Annotated in this window: 13 protein-coding genes; 6 read left to right on the plus strand and 7 right to left on the minus strand. The window is 60.6% G+C overall.

All coding sequences use genetic code 11. The features are described 5' to 3' along the window. Positions 1–3645: a transporter substrate-binding domain-containing protein gene (locus GTQ41_RS18525; RefSeq protein WP_047295433.1), complete on the plus strand. Its 3645-nt coding sequence runs from the start codon at positions 1–3 to the stop codon at positions 3643–3645. 48 nt (positions 3646–3693) lie between these two features. Continuing rightward, positions 3694–6639 carry an HD domain-containing phosphohydrolase gene (locus tag GTQ41_RS18530; RefSeq protein ID WP_047295435.1) on the plus strand — a complete coding sequence of 982 codons (2946 nt, stop codon included), beginning with the start codon at positions 3694–3696 and terminating at the stop codon, positions 6637–6639. Here the strand turns inward: GTQ41_RS18530 and GTQ41_RS18535 are convergent, their stop codons facing one another. Together GTQ41_RS18535 and GTQ41_RS18540 are read right to left on the minus strand one after the other, a co-directional pair. Beyond that, the gene (locus GTQ41_RS18535; RefSeq protein WP_039770434.1) at positions 6640–7122 is read right to left on the minus strand and encodes a GAF domain-containing protein; all 483 of its coding nucleotides are present in this window, start codon (positions 7120–7122) and stop codon (positions 6640–6642) included. Next, positions 7119–8009, minus strand: a complete 891-nt coding sequence (locus tag GTQ41_RS18540) for an ATP-binding protein (protein WP_047295439.1) — start codon at positions 8007–8009, stop codon at positions 7119–7121. The genes GTQ41_RS18535 and GTQ41_RS18540 overlap by 4 nt, the downstream gene beginning before the upstream one ends. Before the next feature lie 165 nt (positions 8010–8174). Between GTQ41_RS18540 and GTQ41_RS18545 the strand changes: the two genes are divergently transcribed. After that, positions 8175–10496, plus strand: a complete 2322-nt coding sequence (locus GTQ41_RS18545) for a response regulator (protein ID WP_047295441.1) — start codon at positions 8175–8177, stop codon at positions 10494–10496. Here GTQ41_RS18545 and GTQ41_RS18550 read toward each other — a convergent pair. The 3 genes from GTQ41_RS18550 to msrB form a co-directional block, all read right to left on the minus strand. After that, complete coding sequence (locus GTQ41_RS18550) at positions 10480–10941, minus strand: MarR family winged helix-turn-helix transcriptional regulator (protein WP_047295443.1); 462 nt, start codon at positions 10939–10941, stop codon at positions 10480–10482. The genes GTQ41_RS18545 and GTQ41_RS18550 overlap by 17 nt on opposite strands. After that, positions 10938–11423: a glutathione peroxidase gene (locus GTQ41_RS18555; RefSeq protein WP_027613435.1), complete on the minus strand. Its 486-nt coding sequence runs from the start codon at positions 11421–11423 to the stop codon at positions 10938–10940. The genes GTQ41_RS18550 and GTQ41_RS18555 overlap by 4 nt, the downstream gene beginning before the upstream one ends. Before the next feature lie 192 nt (positions 11424–11615). After that, on the minus strand, positions 11616–12011 hold the full coding sequence (gene msrB, locus GTQ41_RS18560) for a peptide-methionine (R)-S-oxide reductase MsrB (protein ID WP_041069831.1): 396 nt from the start codon (positions 12009–12011) through the stop codon (positions 11616–11618). 223 nt (positions 12012–12234) lie between these two features. On the opposite strand from msrB, the gene GTQ41_RS18565 reads away from it, so the two are divergent. Continuing rightward, positions 12235–13446, plus strand: a complete 1212-nt coding sequence (locus tag GTQ41_RS18565) for a pyridoxal phosphate-dependent aminotransferase (protein WP_003226761.1) — start codon at positions 12235–12237, stop codon at positions 13444–13446. Positions 13447–13749: 303 nt separating this feature from the next. Beyond that, positions 13750–14637 (plus strand): protease HtpX, encoded by an 888-nt coding sequence (htpX, locus tag GTQ41_RS18570; RefSeq protein ID WP_041069582.1) that lies wholly within the window; start codon positions 13750–13752, stop codon positions 14635–14637. A gap of 197 nt (positions 14638–14834) precedes the next feature. Here htpX and GTQ41_RS18575 read toward each other — a convergent pair whose 3' ends face one another. Further along, positions 14835–15491, minus strand: coding sequence for a thiopurine S-methyltransferase (locus tag GTQ41_RS18575; protein WP_047295446.1), 657 nt, complete (start codon positions 15489–15491; stop codon positions 14835–14837). Positions 15492–15595: 104 nt separating this feature from the next. Between GTQ41_RS18575 and GTQ41_RS18580 the strand changes: the two genes are divergently transcribed. Further along, the gene (locus GTQ41_RS18580) at positions 15596–16363 is read left to right on the plus strand and encodes a class III extradiol ring-cleavage dioxygenase (RefSeq protein WP_047295448.1); all 768 of its coding nucleotides are present in this window, start codon (positions 15596–15598) and stop codon (positions 16361–16363) included. Between the two features lie 117 nt (positions 16364–16480). Here GTQ41_RS18580 and GTQ41_RS18585 read toward each other — a convergent pair whose 3' ends face one another. Then, positions 16481–18154 (minus strand): DEAD/DEAH box helicase, encoded by a 1674-nt coding sequence (locus tag GTQ41_RS18585; RefSeq protein ID WP_007964821.1) that lies wholly within the window; start codon positions 18152–18154, stop codon positions 16481–16483. Between the last annotated feature and the right edge of the window lie 336 nt (positions 18155–18490).

An 18490-nucleotide genomic window follows, 5' to 3' on the forward strand; every position in this document is an offset into this window, starting at 1 on the left:
ATGCCCAGTCGTTTAAAGATCTATCTTGCCCTCTGGTGCGCGAGCCTGTGCCTGACGACTCAGAGCCATGCCGACCTCATCACGGCGCAAGAGTATGTGCTGCGCAGCCGTTCGGGTCATGAAGCACTGTCCGTGACACTGGAGCCTGCGCAGCGACAATGGCTGCAGACTCGCAGCGAACTGGTACTGGGCACTTCCGCACCGGATTATCCGCCGTTCGACATGACGGCCAGCGGGCGCGATTACGAAGGATTTACCGCTGATTACGCCGGCCTCCTCGAACAGGCCAGCGGACTGCCAGTGCGGGTCCAGCGCTTTGCTTCACGGGAAGCCGCCTTGCGCGCATTGAAAGCCGGTCAGGTCGACATGCTCGGTACCGCCAACGGTTTCGAAGCCAGCGACGCGGATATCCTGCTTTCAACGCCCTACGCCATCGATCAGCCGGTACTGGTCACCCGTGAGGACGAAACCCGCACGCTCACCCAGGGCCTGGCCGGTCTGCGCCTGAGCATGGTCTATCACTATCTGCCCCAGGACGAGGTCCGGGCGCTGTATCCGAAAGCCATCCTGACCTCCTATCCGTCCTATCAAAACGCAATCAACGCGGTGGCGTTTGATCAGGCCGACGTGTTTCTGGGCGATACCATTTCCACCCACTACATGATCAACAAGGGCTATCTGAACAACATCCGCATGGCCAATTTCGGCAAACAGGAAGCCCACGGTTTCAGTTTTGCCGTACACGCCGAAAACCCTCAACTGCTGGCCATCATCAACGCCGTGCTACAAGCCATACCGACCAGTGAACGGGACAGCATCGCCAAGCGCTGGAGCGCCGGCAGCGACATTCTGCTGACCGACCAGAAGCTGCAATTGACCCATCATGAAGAGCAGTGGCTCAAACAGCATCCGGTGCTGCGTGTGGTGGTGAACGAAGCGTTCGCCCCGCTGACGTTCTTCGACAGTGATGGCAATCTGCGCGGCATTACCGCAGACCTGCTTGAGCTGCTGCGATTGCGCACCGGCATGCGCTTCGAACTGGTGCGCAGCCGCAGCGACGGCGACATGGTGGAACAGATCAATCAGCATCGGGCCGATCTGATCGCGGCGCTGCTTCCCAGCCCCCAGCGGGAAAAAACCCTGCAATTCAGTCGCCCTTATCTGGAAAACTCCTTTGTCCTGCTGACCCGAAAATCCCCCGACAGCCCGACACATCCGGCTCAGCTGAGGGGCAAATACCTGGCGATTGCCCAAGGCAGCCCCATGACCGATTACCTGCGCCGCGAGTTTCCCGATATCCGTCTGACCGAAACCTCGGACACCTTCGGCGCCGCGACATTGCTCGCTGAAGGCAGGGTCGATGGCGCGGTCACCTCATTGGTCATCGCCAATTACCTGATCTCGTCGCGGATCTTCGAACATCAGTTGCAGATCACCACGACCCTGGGCACTCGCCAGGCCGCCTTCTCGCTGGCCACGGCGCGTGACAACCGCGAGCTGAGCTCGATCCTCGACAAAGCGCTGCTGAGCATCAGCCCCGAAGAACTGGGCGTCATCAACAGCCGCTGGCGCGGTTTCTCCAATGCCGCGCAAAGCAACTGGCATCAATACCAGCGCCTGTTTTACCAACTGATCGGGGCGGCATGCCTGTTGCTGTTGCTGTCACTGCTCTGGAACGCCTACATGCGCCGCCAGATCAAGCAACGTCAGGCCGCCGAGCGCGCGCTCAACGATCAGTTCGAATTCATGCGCTCGCTGGTCAACGGTACCCCTCACCCGATCTACGTGCGTGACCGCCGGGGTCTGCTGCAAAGCTGCAACGACAGCTATCTCGAAGCCTTCAACGCCAAACGCGAAGACGTGATCGGCAAGAGTGTCATGCAGGGCACCCTGAGCAATGCCTTCGAAGCCCAGGCCTTCCAGGCGGATTACCAACGGGTGGTGGCCGAAGGGACGCCGCTGCTGCTCGACCGTCCGCTGCACATCGGTGGCCGGCGCCTGACGATCTATCACTGGATCCTGCCGTACCGCGACTCCAGCGGCGAAGTACAAGGGATCATCGGTGGCTGGATCGACATCAGTGAACGTCGCCAATTGTTCGATGAGCTGCGCACGGCCAAGGAGCAGGCGGACAACGCCAATCGCGCCAAAAGCACCTTTCTGGCGACCATGAGTCACGAAATCCGTACGCCGATGAATGCCATCATCGGCATGCTCGAACTGACGCTCGAGCGCATGAGCGATCAGGCACCGGATCGCTCATCCATCGAAACCGCTTACTGTTCGGCCAAGGATCTACTGGGCCTGATCGGCGACATCCTCGATATCGCACGAATCGAGTCCGGGCACCTGAGTCTGAGCCCCGAGCGGGTCAATCTGGTCGAAACCGTGGCGTCAGTGGTCAGAATTTTCGACGGCCTGGCCCGTCAGAAAAACCTCGCCTTGCCCCTGACGGTCAATCCTCCCGGACTCGCCGTCGACGTGGAGCTGGATCCGTTGCGCTTCAAGCAAGTCCTGTCGAACCTGATCAGCAACGCCATCAAATTCACCGAGCGCGGGCAGGTGCGCGTCGCGCTGGACGTACGACCCAATGACGCGGGCCTGTATTCCCTGATCCAACTGACCATTCACGACACTGGAGTCGGGATCAGCATCGAAGATCAACAACGCCTGTTCGAACCGTTTTCCCAGGCCGACAGCGGTCGGCAACAGGCTCGAAGTGGTGCGGGACTGGGGCTGGTCATCAGCCGTAACCTCTGTGAAATGATGGGCGGTCAACTGCAGCTGAGCAGTCAGCCCGGGATCGGCACCCAGGTCTGCCTGTCGTTGCCGTTGCAGACGCTGCCGTGCAAGGCCACCGTAGCGAAAACCGCACAGCCGATCGCCCCGTCTGCGACACCGTTGAACATTCTGGTGGTTGATGACCATCCGGCCAACCGTCTGCTGCTGTGCCAGCAGCTGGAATTCCTCGGTCATCGTTTCAGTGTTGCCGAAGAAGGGCGAAGCGCATTTGCAGTCTGGCAGGCCGGCGAATTCGATCTGGTCATCGCCGACTGCAACATGCCAGTGATGAACGGCTATGAACTGACGGAGGCCATCCGCCAACAGGAACGGCGCACCGGCCGCGCACCTTGTACGGTGCTGGGCTTCACGGCCAATGCCCAGCCCGAAGAGGTCAAGCGCTGCAAACAGGCTGGCATGAATGACTGCCTGTTCAAACCCTTGAGCCTCAGCGCCCTGAACCATTGGGTCAACGGGTTGCAACCGGCATCGCCGGGGCCGGCGTTCAATCTTCAGGGCCTGAATCAGTTGACCGGTGGCAATCCGCTGCAAGCCCGGCGCCTGCTCACGCAACTGCTCAAGAGTAGCCGTCTGGATCGCGAGGAGCTTCGGGCCCTGGCCCCGCACAATGACCGTGAAGCCTTGGCGGTCGTGGCACACAAGATCAAAGGTGCCGCCCGAATCGCCCAGGCCTCGCGCCTGATCGCCTGTTGCGATGCGCTGGAACAAGCCTGCCTGCAGACAACCTCGCTGGCGACCATCGTGCGCTGCACCGAGGCCACCGACGCAGCGATTGTCGAACTGGAGCAGGCATTGCAGCGACAACTGGAACCTTTGGAAGAAGGCACACTGGGCGAGCCTTAACTATGCTTGGACGCTGAGCAGTGTGTTTACTTCAATGGAGAGTCAGCAATGCCCAGCCCACTGCGCCCGGATCAACGCCGATTCCCGTTGCACGTGCACATCAGCGTCATGTTCACCTTCCTGCTGTTGCTGACAGGCGTTGTGCTGGGGTTGTTCAATTATCGCCAGACCACCCGGATCATCCTGTCGAGCAGTGAAAACCTGTTCAATCGCATCGAACAGGACGTGCGCCTGGACCTGCATTCAACTTACGAACCGATCCGGCACCTGCTGAGCCTGCTGGCCGACAATCAGGCGGCCGGCGCTTCGCGCCTGCAACAGCGTCTGGCGCTACTCAAGCCGTTCAGTCAGTCACTCAAGGACAACAGCGATCTCGCGTCGCTGTATCTGGGGTACGGCAACGGCGACTTCTTCATGGTTCGACCCTTGCGTACCAACGCCCTTAAAACCCTGCTCAAGGCGCCGCCGACCGCGGTCTATCAGGTCTGGAGCATCGAGCACGACGCCAGCGGCACCGTATCGTCGCAGTCACTGTTCTTCGATCAGACACTGGCGCCGGTGGGGCGCGACGTCAATTCCGACGACCGCTACGACCCGCGTACCCGCAACTGGTACATCAACGCCCTGCAACAGGGTGACCAGATCACCACCGAGCCCTATGTATTTTTCTCCACGCACAATGTGGGCACCACGCTCGCCCGTCGCAGCAGCGCAGACTCCGTCATCGGTGCCGACCTGACCCTTGAAGCACTTTCCGCCACCTTGCTCAAGCACGTCGTCACCCCCTCCACCGAAATCGTGTTGTTCGATGCCGATGGCAATGCGGTGGCCTATCCCGATAGCCGCCGGCTGATTGTCGATGACCGCAGCGCGCGCCTGGCCAAGGCCGCCGACCTGAGCCCGAACCTGCACGCGTTGCTGTCCACGCCCCATCAGGGCAAACGGCTCGACGTCAATGGGCGCCACTGGATCGTCGCCCGCAGCAACCTGGAGGAAGGTGGGCCGAACGGTTTGCAGATGGCCCTGCTGGTGCCGGAGGACGAACTGCTGGCCGACGCCTACCGCATGCGCTGGCAAGGCGCGCTGATCACCCTCGCGATCTTGCTGCTGTGCCTGCCGCTGGGCTGGCTGATCTCGCGGATTCTGGTCAAACCGTTGCACGCGCTGGTCAAGGAAGCCGACGCGATCCGCAGTTTCGATTTCAATTTTCCGGTCACCCGCCGCTCGCCAGTGCTGGAGGTCGACCAGTTGAGCCTGTCGATGGCGCGCATGAAAGACACACTCGCCAGCTTCTTCCGTATCACCGACAGCGTCAGCGCCGAAACCCGCTTCGCCCCGCTGCTGCAACGGGTGCTGTTCGAAACGGTGCAGATCGCCCAGGCCCAGGCAGGGTTGATCTATCTGCGCGAAAGCGACGGCAACCGCATGGAACCCTATGGACTGGTGATCGACGGTGTTTCGCAGGAGCCGGGCGGGTTCAACGTGCTCGGCCAGGACCTGCTGGCAGATCAGGGCCCGGCGTGGTTTCAGCAACTGATCCACGCCGACAACGTGGTCAGCAGCCTCGGCTTCGAGCAGGCCGCAGACTTGCAGAACGTCCTGTTGGCCATGCAGTCGCCGCGCATCCACCTGATCGGTATCCGCCTGCGTAATCGCCACAACGAGACCATTGGCCTGTTGGTTCTGCTGATCAACGACAGCGGCAACGCTCAGGATCTGGAAAAACTGCGCCCGGACCGCATTGCCTTCCTGCAAGCAGTGTCCGGTGCGGCGGCGGTGAGTATTGAAAGTCAGCGTCTGCAAGCGAAACAGAAGCAGTTGCTCGATGCGTTCATCCAGTTACTGGCCGGCGCCATCGACGCCAAGAGCCCCTACACCGGCGGCCACTGCCAACGTGTGCCGGAATTGACCTTGATGCTTGCGCAGGCCGCTGCCGCCAGCCAGGCACCGGCATTTCAGCGTTATCAGCCCAGCGAAGACGAGTGGGAAGCCCTGCACATCGCGGCCTGGCTGCACGATTGCGGCAAGGTCACCACTCCCGAATATGTCGTCGACAAGGCGACCAAACTGGAAACCCTCAACGATCGCATCCACGAAATTCGCACCCGTTTCGAAGTGCTCAAGCGCGACGCCTGGGTCAGTTATTGGCAGGCGCTGGCGCTCGGCGGCAACGCGGCGCAACTGAGCGAACAGCGTGACGCCGCGCTGACGCAACTGGACGATGACTTTGCCTTTGTTGCCCGCTGCAATCTGGGCGGCGAGGCCATGGCACCCGCCGATCTGCAGCGCCTTGAGCGCATCGCCGAGCGGCGCTGGATGCGCACCCTCGATGATCGCCTGGGGGTGTCATGGGAGGAAAACCGCCGTCAGGCGCAAACGCCCGCGCCAACGCTGCCAGTCAGCGAGCCACTGCTGGCGGACAAGCCCGAACACCTGATCGAACGCGCCGAGAGTGAACTGATTCCGGAAGACAATCCGTGGGGGTTCAAACTGGATGTGCCGCGTTACAAATACAATCGCGGCGAACTCTACAACCTGAGCATTGCCCGGGGCACCCTGACCCGCGAAGAGCGCTACATCATCAATCACCACATGGTGCAGACGATCCTGATGCTCAGCCACCTGCCCTTCCCCGGGCACCTGGACAGCGTCGCGGAAATCGCCGGCGGGCATCACGAAAAAATGGACGGCAGCGGCTATCCAAAGCGCCTGAAACGCGACGACATGAGCCTGCCGGCACGGATGATGGCGATTGCCGATATTTTCGAGGCGCTGACGGCTGCGGATCGGCCGTACAAGAAAGCCAAAACCCTCAGCGAGGCATTGGCGACCATGGCCACCATGTGCCGCGAGGCGCACATCGACGCCGAGCTGTTCGCGCTGTTCATCAATGACGGGGTTTACATGCAATACGCTGCGCGGTTTCTCGATCCGCGCCAGATCGATGCGGTGGATCCGGCCAGCCTGCTGCGCAAGGCTGGCCTGAGTGCCTGATCAGCAGTCGGTCAGACGCAGGAAGATCGCCGCCAATTGCTCGATACCTGCCTGATCGTCGGTGCCAAAACGCGCCAGTTTCGGGCTGTCGAGATCGAGTACGCCGATCAACCGACCGTCCTTGACCAGCGGCACTACCAACTCGCTGTTGGAAGCGCTGTCGCAAGCGATATGGCCCGGGAACGCATGCACGTCTTCGACGCGCTGAGTCTGTAGACTGGCCGCCGCGGCGCCACACACGCCGCGCCCGAACGGAATGCGCACGCAAGCGATCTGGCCCTGGAACGGACCGAGCACCAGCTCTTCATTGCGATTGAGGTAGAAACCCGCCCAGTTCAAGTCATCGAGCTGGTTGAACAGAAACGCCGAAAACTGCGCGGCATTCGCGATGAAATCGCGCTCGTCCGCCAGCAGCGATTCCAGTTGTGCGGCCAACATGCCGTAGCCTTCGAGGCCCTGGCCGCTTTGTTGCAAATCAATCATGCCTTGTGCTCCAGCAATTTCAGACCCACCCAGTAACGGGCGAATTGGTACGCGCAACGGCCGTTGCGATTGCCGCGCCCGGTGGCCCAGCGCACGGCGAGAATGTCCAGTTGTTCGTCGCGCTGCCAGCTCAGGCCAGCCTTGGCGGCCAACTGGCCGATCCAGTGTTCGACGACGTTGAGGAAGTGTTCCTGGGTAAACGGATAAAACGACAGCCACAGACCGAAACGGTCGGACAAGGCGATCTTGTCTTCCACCGCCTCACTCGGATGCAGCTCGCCGTCGACGCGTTTCCAGTTTTCGTTGTCGCTTTCCTTTTCCGGCACCAGATGGCGGCGGTTGGAAGTGGCGTACAGCAGAACGTTGTCCGGGGCCTGCTCGAGCGAGCCGTCGAGCACACTTTTCAGCACGCGGTAATCGCCTTCGCCGGATTCGAACGACAGGTCATCGCAAAACAGCACGAAGCGCTGTGGCAGTTTGCCGATCTGCTCGACCACGCGCGGCAGGTCGGCCAGATGATCGCGTTCGATCTCGATCAACCGCAGGCCGGCCTTGGCGTGTTCAGCCAGCAGCGCGCGCACCAGCGAGGATTTACCGGTACCGCGCGAACCCCAGAGCAGCGCATGGTTAGCCGGCATGCCGTCGAGAAACTGCTGGGTGTTGCGGCCCAGTTGCTCCAGTTGACGGTCAACACCGATCAGGTCGGACAGGCGCATGTCGAGACTGACGTCCAGCGGCAGCAAGTATCCGCTACGCCCGTCTCGCTGCCAGCGCGCGGCCAGGCAAGTATTCCAGTCGATCAGCGGACGTGGCGCCGGCAGCAAGGGTTCGATCCGCGCCAGAACCGACTCGGCGCGTTCAAGAAAAGCATTCAATCGGGAATCCACGTCTTCTCCTCGGGCACGTTCACAGTGATGATGTCGATACAGCGACGACAGACAGATCTCAATCCCCGCTCAGGCCTTGTTACAAGGCGATTCGGGAACCTCGGTATCCATACATGATCGACTATGCTTGAGCAGCGAAGGGAAACGGAAGTGGTTCAACACCCCATGGATATCAAATTCACCCACCGGCTGTCTTACAAGCAAGCCAGATTCACTGTGCTGGTCGGGTTCATTCTGGGCACGCTGCTCAGCCTGCTGCAAATCGGCATCGATTATGCCAGCGAAGACGCCTCCATCAACCGTGAAATCCTGTCTTTGCTCGAAATCAGCCACAATCCGGCATCGCGGATCGCCTACAACATCGACGCGGAACTGGCGCAGGAACTGACCCTGGGGCTGTTGCGTTCGCCGGCGATCATCTCGGCGCAACTGACGGACAACAATGGCAACGTGCTGGCCAACGTCAAACGCCCGGAGCTGCAAAGCGGCTATCGAGTGATCAGCGACTTCCTGTTCGGCGCCAAACGCCAGTTCGAAGACCGTCTGTACCTCGACCACCTGCCTGACGAATCATTGGGCATCCTCAGCCTTGAAGTCGACACGTACGCGTTCGGCAGCCGTTTCCTGCGCCGCGCCGAAGTCACTCTGCTCAACGGGTTTGCCCGCAGCCTGATCCTCACCGGAATCCTGCTGGCGTTGTTCTACGTGATGCTGACCAAGCCACTGGTACGGCTGATTCGTGAACTCAGTGCGCGCGACGCACGCAGTGCAGAACCGACAACGCTGGAATGCCCGGCCGGACACGCCAATGACGAGATCGGCGTGCTGGTCAAAGTCGCCAACCAGCAGTTCGAAAACATCGCCACGGAAATCCAGCAGCGCCGCAACGCCGAAAACCGCCTGACCGACTACCTCGGGCAGCTGGAACACATCGTTTCGGCCCGCACCGCCGAGCTCAAGGCGATCAACACCCGGCTCAGCCAGTCCAACGAAGAACTGGAGATCGCCCGCAGCACCGCACTGGACATGGCCGAAGCACGCTCGGCGTTCCTTGCCAACATGAGTCACGAGATCCGCACCCCGCTCAACGGTCTGCTGGGCATGATCGCCCTGTCCCTTGACGGCCCGCTGAATGCCGAACAACAGCAACAGCTGTCAATTGCCCATGACTCGGGCAAGGTGCTGGTGGAGCTGCTCAACGATATTCTCGACCTGTCCAAGTTCGATGCCGGACAACTGGAGCTCGAGCACATCCCGTTCGACCTCGGCTCGCTGATCGAGGATACCGCCAATCTGCTGTCGCAGAACGCCGCGCCGAGCGTCGAACTGACCTGCCTGATCGATCCGCACTTCCCCGCTCTGGTGCTGGGAGACCCGACCCGGGTGCGGCAGATCGTCAGCAACCTGTTGTCCAATGCCCTGAAGTTCACCCGCTTCGGTCGGGTTGATGTGCGCCTGTCGGCCCATGGCGACGGGGTGCGCATTGAAGTCTGCGACACCGGTATCGGCATCGCCCAGGAGGCCCAGGTGAAAATCTTCCAGCCGTTCACCCAGGCGGGCGCCGGTATCACCCGGCAGTACGGCGGCACCGGTCTCGGCCTCGCGCTGACCTACAACCTCTGTGAAGCCATGCAGGGTCGGCTGACCATCAGTTCCGAGGCCGGTTTCGGCAGTCAGTTCTGTGCCGACCTGCCGCTGCCGTGCCATACCCGGGCGATCATGCCGCCACCGCTGCACGGCAAGGTATTGGCGATCACCGCGGCCAGCAGCGGCCTCGCCGAACTGCTCAAGATGCTGTTGCCGGTGTGGGGCGTGACTTACGAACAGCGCACCATGGACGACCCGCTGCTGGGCCTGTCACCCGATCTGCTGATCACCGATTGCCCGGAATGCCTGTTCAGTCTGCGCCCGACCCTCAGCGCGCCGATCCTGGTGGTGACCGCTTATGGCAGCTTCATGCCCAGCGAAGAGGCCGCAGCGCTGGCGCCATTGCAGCAACAGGCCCGACCACTGGCACGCAACGCGCTGTATCAGATCCTGCGGCGCATTCTGCTGGCAGACATCACCACGAACAACGATGCGCAGCACGAAAGCCAGCCGGTTCAACGCCGCGGACGCGTGCTGCTGGTGGAGGACAATCCGGTCAACCAGTTGGTGGCCAAAGGCATGCTCGGCAAGCTCGGTTGCGACGTGGTGGTCGCCGCCCACGGTGCCGAAGCGCTGGATCAACTGGAGCACGATGAGTTCGACCTGGTGCTGATGGACTGCAACATGCCGGTGATGGACGGCTACGAAGCGAGCCGGCAGATTCGCCAGAGCGGGCGCTGGCCGCATTTGCCGATTGTCGCGCTGACCGCCAACGCCATGTCGGAAGAGCGCGAACGCTGCCGTGCCGCCGGCATGAGCGATTACCTGGCCAAGCCGTTCCGCCGCGAAGAGCTGGCGACCCTGCTCGATCAGTGGATTCCGACTACGTCAGCGCGTTGATCTGCCCCAGCAAGTGATCGAGACCGTTACGCAAATCGTTGAGCCGTTCAAGATCCACGCCGCTGTCGCACAACAATCGGGCCTTGAGCGGCCCGACCTGCTCGCGCAACGCCTGACCTTGGGTGGTCAGGCTTAGATGCACTTCACGCTCATCGCGCGCAGAACGCTGGCGCTGCACCCACTGCAATTGCTCAAGCCGCTTGAGCAACGGCGTCAGAGTGCCGGAGTCCAGCGCCAGACGCTCGCCCAAGGCCTTGACCGTCGGTTGCTCCGGCGCTCTGTCCTGCCACTCCCACAGCACCAGCATCACCAGGTACTGCGGGTACGTCAGGCCGAGCTGATCGAGCATCGGCTTGTAAGCGCGAATCACCGCCCGGGACGCGGCATACAACTTGAAGCACAACTGACTGTCGAGCTTCAGCGAATCGTCGGGCAGGCTGTTCATTTGAGCAGGGCTTCGATCTCGCCGCTGATGTCCTGCGGCTTGGTGGTCGGGGCAAAACGCTTGACCAGTTGCCCATCCTTGCCGATCAGGAACTTGGTGAAATTCCACTTGATGCCCTCGGAGCCGAGCAGACCCGGAGCGCGTTTTTTCAACTGCACGAACAGTGGATGCGCATCTGAACCGTTGACATCGATCTTCTTGAACAACGGGAAACTCACACCGTAATTCAGCTCACAGAATTCGCTGATCGCCCCCTCGTTGCCTGGCTCCTGCTTGCCGAACTGATTACACGGAAACCCCAGCACCACCAGGCCCTGATCCTTGTAGGTCTGCCACAGCTCTTCCAGGCCTTTGTATTGCGGGGTGAAGCCGCATTTGCTGGCGGTATTGACCACCAGAACGGCCTTGCCGGCGAAATCGGCCAGGGTCTTTTGCTCACCCTTGATGGTGGTGACAGGAATATTCAGCAGGTTGTCGCTCATGAGACGGCTCCACGGGTTATCGGCAAAGGCCAAACATAGCGAGCAATTAAATTGTGTGCAATTTAATTAATTGAGTTGCCATCATGTGGGAGCTGCCGAAGGCTGCGATCTTTTGATCTTAAAAAATCAAGAGATCGCAGCCTTCGGCAGCTCCTACAGGGGTGGATCAAACCAGCCGGGCAAGCCAGCAGTTCAATCGCGAGGCTCGAGGTTCAGGCACACGGAGTTGATGCAATAACGCAGGCCGGTCGGTGGCGGACCATCGGGAAACACGTGGCCCAGATGCGCGTCACAGCGAGCGCATTTGACCTCGGTACGGATCATGCCGTGACTGGTATCGCGGATCTCGGTCATGGCGCTTTCGCCGATCGGCGCGTAGAAGCTCGGCCAGCCGCAGCCGGAATCGAATTTGGTTTGGGAGTCGAACAGCGGCTCATTGCAGCAGACGCAATGATAAATGCCGTCGGTTTTGGTGGCGTTGTATTTGCCGGAGAACGGCCGTTCGGTCGCACTGAGCCGGCACACGTTGTACTGCTCGGGGTCGAGCATCGCACGCCATTCTTCCAGGGTTTTTTCCAACTTTTCCATCATCACACCTCAACGGCTGAAAAAGCCCGATCTGTACCTTTTCCACGGATCGGGTGGCACGTATGATTGCGCCTCGTCACACGCCAGTCTGGCAGCCAGACCGGGCGCATTCAAACGGATTATTGGCGCCACCGCGCAAGACTCCGCCTGTGCGAAGACGCAGGAATCCCAGTACGGTTGGCCATCCGCCGTCTGGATCGTTCATTTTCGGGATCACATCGCCATGCAGTTCAGCAAATCGAACAAGCTCGCCAACGTCTGCTACGACATTCGCGGACCGGTGCTCAAGCACGCCAAACGTCTGGAGGAGGAAGGCCAGCGCATCCTCAAGCTGAACATCGGCAACCCGGCACCGTTTGGTTTCGAAGCGCCGGACGAAATTCTCCAGGACGTGATCCGCAACCTGCCGACCGCTCAGGGCTACAGCGATTCCAAAGGCCTGTTCAGCGCCCGTAAAGCGGTGATGCAGTACTACCAGCAAAAGAATGTCGAAGGTGTCGGCATCGAAGACATCTACCTGGGCAACGGCGTGTCCGAGCTGATCGTGATGTCGCTGCAGGCGCTGCTCAACAACGGCGACGAAGTGCTGGTACCGGCCCCGGACTACCCGCTGTGGACCGCCGCCGTGAGCCTGGCCGGCGGCAATGCCGTGCACTACCTGTGCGACGAGGGTGCCGACTGGTTTCCTGATCTGGCCGACATCAAGGCCAAGATCACGCCGAACACCAAGGCCATGGTGATCATCAACCCGAACAACCCGACCGGTGCGGTGTACTCGAAGGAAGTACTGCTGGGCATGCTGGAAATCGCCCGCGCGCACAATCTGGTGGTGTTCTCCGACGAGATCTACGACAAGATTCTTTATGACGATGCCGTGCACATCTGCACCGCCTCGCTGGCACCGGACCTGCTGTGCCTGACCTTCAACGGGCTGTCGAAATCCTACCGCGTGGCGGGTTTCCGCTCCGGCTGGATCGCCATCTCCGGGCCGAAACACAATGCCCAGAGCTACATCGAAGGCATCGACATGCTGGCCAACATGCGCCTGTGCGCCAACGTGCCGAGTCAGCACGCAATCCAGACTGCCCTCGGCGGCTATCAGAGCATCAATGATCTGGTGCTGCCGCAAGGTCGTCTGCTGGAGCAGCGCAACCGCACCTGGGAGTTGCTCAACGACATTCCGGGCGTCAGCTGCGTCAAGCCGATGGGCGCGCTGTATGCATTCCCGCGGATCGACCCGAAGGTCTGCCCGATCCACAACGACGAAAAATTCGTCCTCGACCTGCTGCTTTCCGAGAAGTTGCTGGTGGTGCAAGGCACGGCGTTCAACTGGCCGTGGCCGGATCACTTCCGCGTGGTGACCCTGCCCCGCGTCGACGACCTCGAGATGGCCATCGGACGTATCGGCAACTTCCTCAAGTCCTACCGCCAGTAACCGGTCGACAGTGCGCAACGGCCCGAACGTTGCGCACTGTCTGATTCAGCAACACTTCTGCCCTACCCGCCTCGCAGGGCCTTCTACACTTGCGATTCGTATAGTCCACTTGCCTCTGGCGCAGTGGTGGCGGGTGGCGGCTGGCTGTCATCCCTTTCGGTTTCGGTCGTGGGCAATGGCCTGCAGCCCCGGAATCCGCTGTAGGACACAGTTTGAAATAGTCACTCAGTTGAATCACCCCGTGCCGCACCTTATATACCCCGCAGTACGCTACATCTTTAGCTTGAGGAGATTTCTACAACCATGATGCGCATCCTGCTGTTTTTGGCCACTAACCTGGCGGTCGTGCTGATAGCCAGCATCACCCTGAGCCTGTTCGGCTTCAACGGGTTCATGGCGGCCAACGGGGTTGATCTCAACCTCAGTCAGCTGCTGGTTTTCTGTGCGGTCTTTGGTTTCGCCGGTTCGCTGTTCTCGCTGTTCATCTCAAAGTGGATGGCCAAGATGAGCACCGGCACCCAGATCATCAGCCAGCCACGTACCCGGCATGAACAATGGCTGCTGCAAACCGTCGAGCAACTGTCCCGCGAAGCCGGGATCAAGATGCCCGAAGTCGGTATTTTTCCGGCCTACGAGGCCAACGCCTTTGCGACCGGCTGGAACAAGAACGACGCGTTGGTCGCAGTCAGCCAGGGCCTGCTCGAGCGTTTTTCGCCAGATGAAGTGAAAGCCGTTCTGGCCCACGAAATCGGTCACGTGGCCAACGGTGACATGGTCACCCTGGCGCTGATCCAGGGCGTGGTGAACACCTTCGTGATGTTTTTTGCGCGGATCATCGGCAACTTCGTCGACAAGGTGATTTTCAAGAACGAAGAAGGCCAGGGCATTGCCTACTACGTGGCGACCATCTTCGCCGAACTGGTCCTGGGCATCCTCGCCAGCGCTATCGTCATGTGGTTCTCGCGCAAGCGCGAATTCCGTGCCGACGAAGCCGGCGCTCGTCTGGCGGGCACCAACGCGATGATCGGCGCGCTGCAACGCCTGCGCGCCGAACAGGGCCTGCCGGTACACATGCCGGACACCCTGAATGCCTTCGGCATCAACGGTGGCATCAAACAGGGCTTTGCCCGCATGTTCATGAGCCACCCGCCGCTGGAAGAGCGTATCGACGCTCTGCGTCGTCGCGGTTGATCCATCTGGCGTGACAACCGAAAAGGCCCGCAGCGATGCGGGCCTTTTTGTGCTCGGGATTGTGTGTTGCGGATCTGGCCCCATCGCTGGCAAGCCAGCTCCCACAGTGATCTGATTCGTCCTCGAATCCAGAAAACACCACAAAACCCTGTGGGAGCTGGCTTGCCAGCGATGGGGCCCGCACCGCCAATACAAACCTATCGACCAGAAACCCGGTAAACCCGCTCCTCCAACCGCGTCACCCCCGCCTGCAAAAACTTCCAGCTCTCCCCCAGCACATCCTGCTCTTCCAGCATTCGCACCTGCCAGGCACCCGCCAGCAAGCGCCGCACCTCATCATCGCTCACCGCAAACGGTGGCCCGGACATTTGCGCCTGATCATAATCCAGTGTGATCAACAACCCTTGCACAACCGGCGGCAGGATTTGCTGCAGATGCGTCGCATAGCGTTCACGCATCGCAGGCGGCAAGGCGATCAACGCTGCCCGGTCGTACAACGCCGCGCAGTCCGCTACATCGTCTGCAGTCAGCGCGAAGAAATCACCGCACCACAACTCGATGGAATCGCCGCGATAGACCTTGAACGGCCCCTCGTCGCTGACCTGCGGCGTTACCTTATGCTCACTGAAGAAGTCCTCGATGGCCTTCTGCGACAACTCGACCCCGAGCACCTGATATCCGCGCCCGGCCAGCCACAACAGATCCAGGCTTTTGCCGCACAGCGGCACCAGCACTCGCGCCTGGGCCGGGATATTCAACTGCGGCCAGAGACGCTGCAGATACGGATTCACCTCAGGCAGGTGAAAGCCGATCTGATTGCATTCCCACTTCTTGTGCCAAAACTCAGGCTGCATGCTTCACCTCAAAAAATTCGATCAAAAGGCGTTAAAACTTATATTAGATTTAGATCAATGATCTGACTGAAGATGGCACCATCTTACCGCTCAGGAACCTTTCCATGTTTCCCAGCCTGTTTATCTCCCACGGCTCGCCAATGCTGGCCCTGGAACCCGGCGCCAGCGGCCCGGCCCTCGCGCGCCTGGCGGCCGAACTGCCTAAACCGAAAGCCATCGTGATTGTCTCTGCCCACTGGGAAAGCCAGGAATTGCGGGTCAGCAGCCATTCGCAACCCGAAACCTGGCACGACTTCGGCGGTTTTCCCCGCGCCCTGTTTGAAGTGCAATATCCGGCGCCGGGCAATCCGCAACTGGCCACCGAAGTGGCCGAATTGCTCAACGCTGCCCATCTGCCGGCTCGCCTCGATGCGCAACGACCGTTCGACCACGGCGTCTGGGTGCCGCTGTCACTGATGTACCCGCAGGCGGATATTCCGGTGGTGCAGGTGTCGCTGCCGAGTCGCGGTGGCCCGGCGCTGCAAACCCGTGTCGGACAAGCACTGGCGAGTCTGCGCGAGCAGGGTATTTTGCTGATCGGCTCCGGCAGCATCACCCACAACCTGCGCGAACTGGACTGGCATGCCGGCCCCGAAAGCGTCGAGCCGTGGGCGCGGGACTTCCGCGACTGGATGATCGACAAGTTGGCGACCAATGACGAAGCGGCGTTGCACGACTATCGTCAGCAGGCGCCAAATGCGGTGCGCAGCCATCCGAGTGATGAGCATTTGTTGCCGTTGTATTTCGCCCGTGGTGCGGGAGGTGAGTTCCGCGTAGCGCATAAAGGCTTCACGATGGGTGCACTGGGTATGGATATCTATCGCTTCGGCTGACGTCATCGCTGGCAAGCCAGCTCCCACAGGGTTGTGGGGCGAGGCAAAAAGCAGACATAAAAAATCCCCGAACCAGTCGGGGATTTTTTATGTTCGATCAATCAGCCCGAGGGCGGATCAATCTTCGCGGTAGCGACGCAGTTTCAGCTGCTTGCCAGCGACGCGAGTGTCCTTCAGCTTGGTCAGGAGTTTGTCCAGACCATCTTCCGGCAGTTCGACGAGGCTGAAGCTGTCACGCACCTGAATGCGACCGATCGCTTCGCGGGCCAGACCACCTTCGTTGAGGATCGCGCCCAGCAGGTTCTTGGCGGCGATACCGTCACGCGCACCCAGCGCGGTACGGCAACGGGCACGGCCTTCGCCCAGAGGCATTGGCGCGCGACGCTCGCGGTCGCCACGATCAGGACGATCACCGGAACGCTCAGGACGGTCGCCACGCGGTGCGTTGTTCGGCACCAGTGGACGTTCCTTCTCGATCGCTGCCAGGTTCAGCGCTTGACCGTTGGTTGCCTTGCGCAGCAGGGCTGCAGCCAGTGCACGCGGGGTGCAACCGATGTCAGCGGTCAGACGATCGAGCAGCTCGCCGTGAGTCGATTCGGCATCGGCGACCAGCGGCGACAGGCTATTGGTCAGTTTCTTGATGCGTGCATCGAGCACAGCTTGAGCGTCCGGCAGACGCACTTCGGCAACTTTCTGGCCGGTGACACGCTCGATCACTTGCAGCATGCGGCGCTCACGTGGAGTCACCAGCAGCAGCGCACGACCTTCGCGACCGGCACGGCCGGTACGGCCGATACGGTGCACGTAAGACTCCGGATCGTACGGCATGTCCACGTTGAACACGTGGGTGATGCGCGGAACGTCCAGACCACGGGCAGCCACGTCGGTCGCGACAACGATGTCCAGACGGCCATCCTTGAGCGAGTCGATGACGCGCTCACGCTGGTTCTGGGCGATGTCACCGTTCAGCGCAGCGGCTTTGTAGCCTTTGGCGTCCAGGGCACTGGCCAGATCCAGGGTCGCTTGCTTGGTGCGCACGAACATGATCAGCGCGTCGAAGTCTTCCACTTCCAGCAAGCTGAGAACGGCAGAAGTCTTCTGGTCAGCGTGAACCAACAGGTGAGCCTGTTCGATCGCGGTAACGGTCTGAGTCTTGCTCTGGATCTTCACGTGCTTCGGATCGCGCAGGTGGCGCTCGGCGATGGCACGGATCGACTGCGGCAAGGTTGCCGAGAACAATACGGTCTGACGGGTTTCCGGCATGGCCTTGAAGATCACTTCCAGGTCGTCCATGAAGCCCAGTTTGAGCATTTCGTCCGCCTCGTCCAGAACCAGGTGGTTCACGGTAGCGAGGACTTTTTCGTCGCGACGCAGGTGGTCGCACAGACGGCCCGGCGTGGCGACAACGATCTGTGCGCCATTACGGATTGCTTTCAATTGTGGGCCCATCGGCGCGCCGCCGTAGACAGCCACAACAGTTACGCCCGGCATTTGCTTGGCGTAGGTTTCGAAAGCGGTTGCAACTTGTAGCGCCAACTCACGAGTTGGGGCCAGGATCAGAGCTTGCGGCTCGCGCTTGGACGGATCAATGCGGTGCAGGATAGGCAGGGCAAAGGCAGCGGTTTTACCGGTACCGGTTTGCGCCTGACCAATCATATCGTGACCGGCGAGGATGATCGGGATCGACTGCTGCTGAATGGCCGAAGGCTCTTCATAGCCGGTAGCGACTACTGCAGCGACAATATTGGGATGAAGTTCAAGAGCGGCGAAGCCGCCGATTTCCTGGGTCATGGGTCTGCCTCTAAGTGCATCCGCAAAGACCCATGCTCCAAAGCTGCGCATGCCGTGTTGAGACTCAAGAGTCGCCCTGGCAGCTTTGTCGGCGGGGATTTGCGAAAACGTATGAATGAAAAAGAATCGTCAAGGAAGAGCCCGCAGTGCGGACGTGCAGCCGAAGCTGACTTCGGGGAATTGCGCTACCTAAACGCGGCCCGGTTAAAGGCCGGCGCGCACTATACCGGAATTTGCCCAAAAAGGGAGCTTTTTTTATCAGCTGAATCGCGGTGTCACCGCTGTGTAACGGGGTTTTGCGGATAATCGTGCGAAGGTCTATTTTGCAAAGGCCCG

Origin of the sequence: Pseudomonas sp. AN-B15 (genome assembly GCF_019056475.1) — a bacterium.
In the GTDB taxonomy this organism is placed as follows: Bacteria; Pseudomonadota; Gammaproteobacteria; order Pseudomonadales; family Pseudomonadaceae; genus Aquipseudomonas; species Aquipseudomonas parakoreensis.

Coding starts and splice junctions, on each gene's coding strand:
- GTQ41_RS18525 (WP_047295433.1), top strand. CDS start 1: ATGCCCAGTCGTTTAAAGATCTATCTTGCCCTCTGGTGCGCGAGCCTG.
- GTQ41_RS18530 (WP_047295435.1), top strand. CDS start 3,694: ATGCCCAGCCCACTGCGCCCGGATCAACGCCGATTCCCGTTGCACGTG.
- GTQ41_RS18535 (WP_039770434.1), bottom strand. CDS start 7,122: ATGATTGATTTGCAACAAAGCGGCCAGGGCCTCGAAGGCTACGGCATG.
- GTQ41_RS18545 (WP_047295441.1), top strand. CDS start 8,175: ATGGATATCAAATTCACCCACCGGCTGTCTTACAAGCAAGCCAGATTC.
- GTQ41_RS18550 (WP_047295443.1), bottom strand. CDS start 10,941: ATGAACAGCCTGCCCGACGATTCGCTGAAGCTCGACAGTCAGTTGTGC.
- GTQ41_RS18555 (WP_027613435.1), bottom strand. CDS start 11,423: ATGAGCGACAACCTGCTGAATATTCCTGTCACCACCATCAAGGGTGAG.
- msrB (WP_041069831.1), bottom strand. CDS start 12,011: ATGGAAAAGTTGGAAAAAACCCTGGAAGAATGGCGTGCGATGCTCGAC.
- GTQ41_RS18565 (WP_003226761.1), top strand. CDS start 12,235: ATGCAGTTCAGCAAATCGAACAAGCTCGCCAACGTCTGCTACGACATT.
- htpX (WP_041069582.1), top strand. CDS start 13,750: ATGATGCGCATCCTGCTGTTTTTGGCCACTAACCTGGCGGTCGTGCTG.
- GTQ41_RS18575 (WP_047295446.1), bottom strand. CDS start 15,491: ATGCAGCCTGAGTTTTGGCACAAGAAGTGGGAATGCAATCAGATCGGC.
- GTQ41_RS18580 (WP_047295448.1), top strand. CDS start 15,596: ATGTTTCCCAGCCTGTTTATCTCCCACGGCTCGCCAATGCTGGCCCTG.
- GTQ41_RS18585 (WP_007964821.1), bottom strand. CDS start 18,154: ATGACCCAGGAAATCGGCGGCTTCGCCGCTCTTGAACTTCATCCCAAT.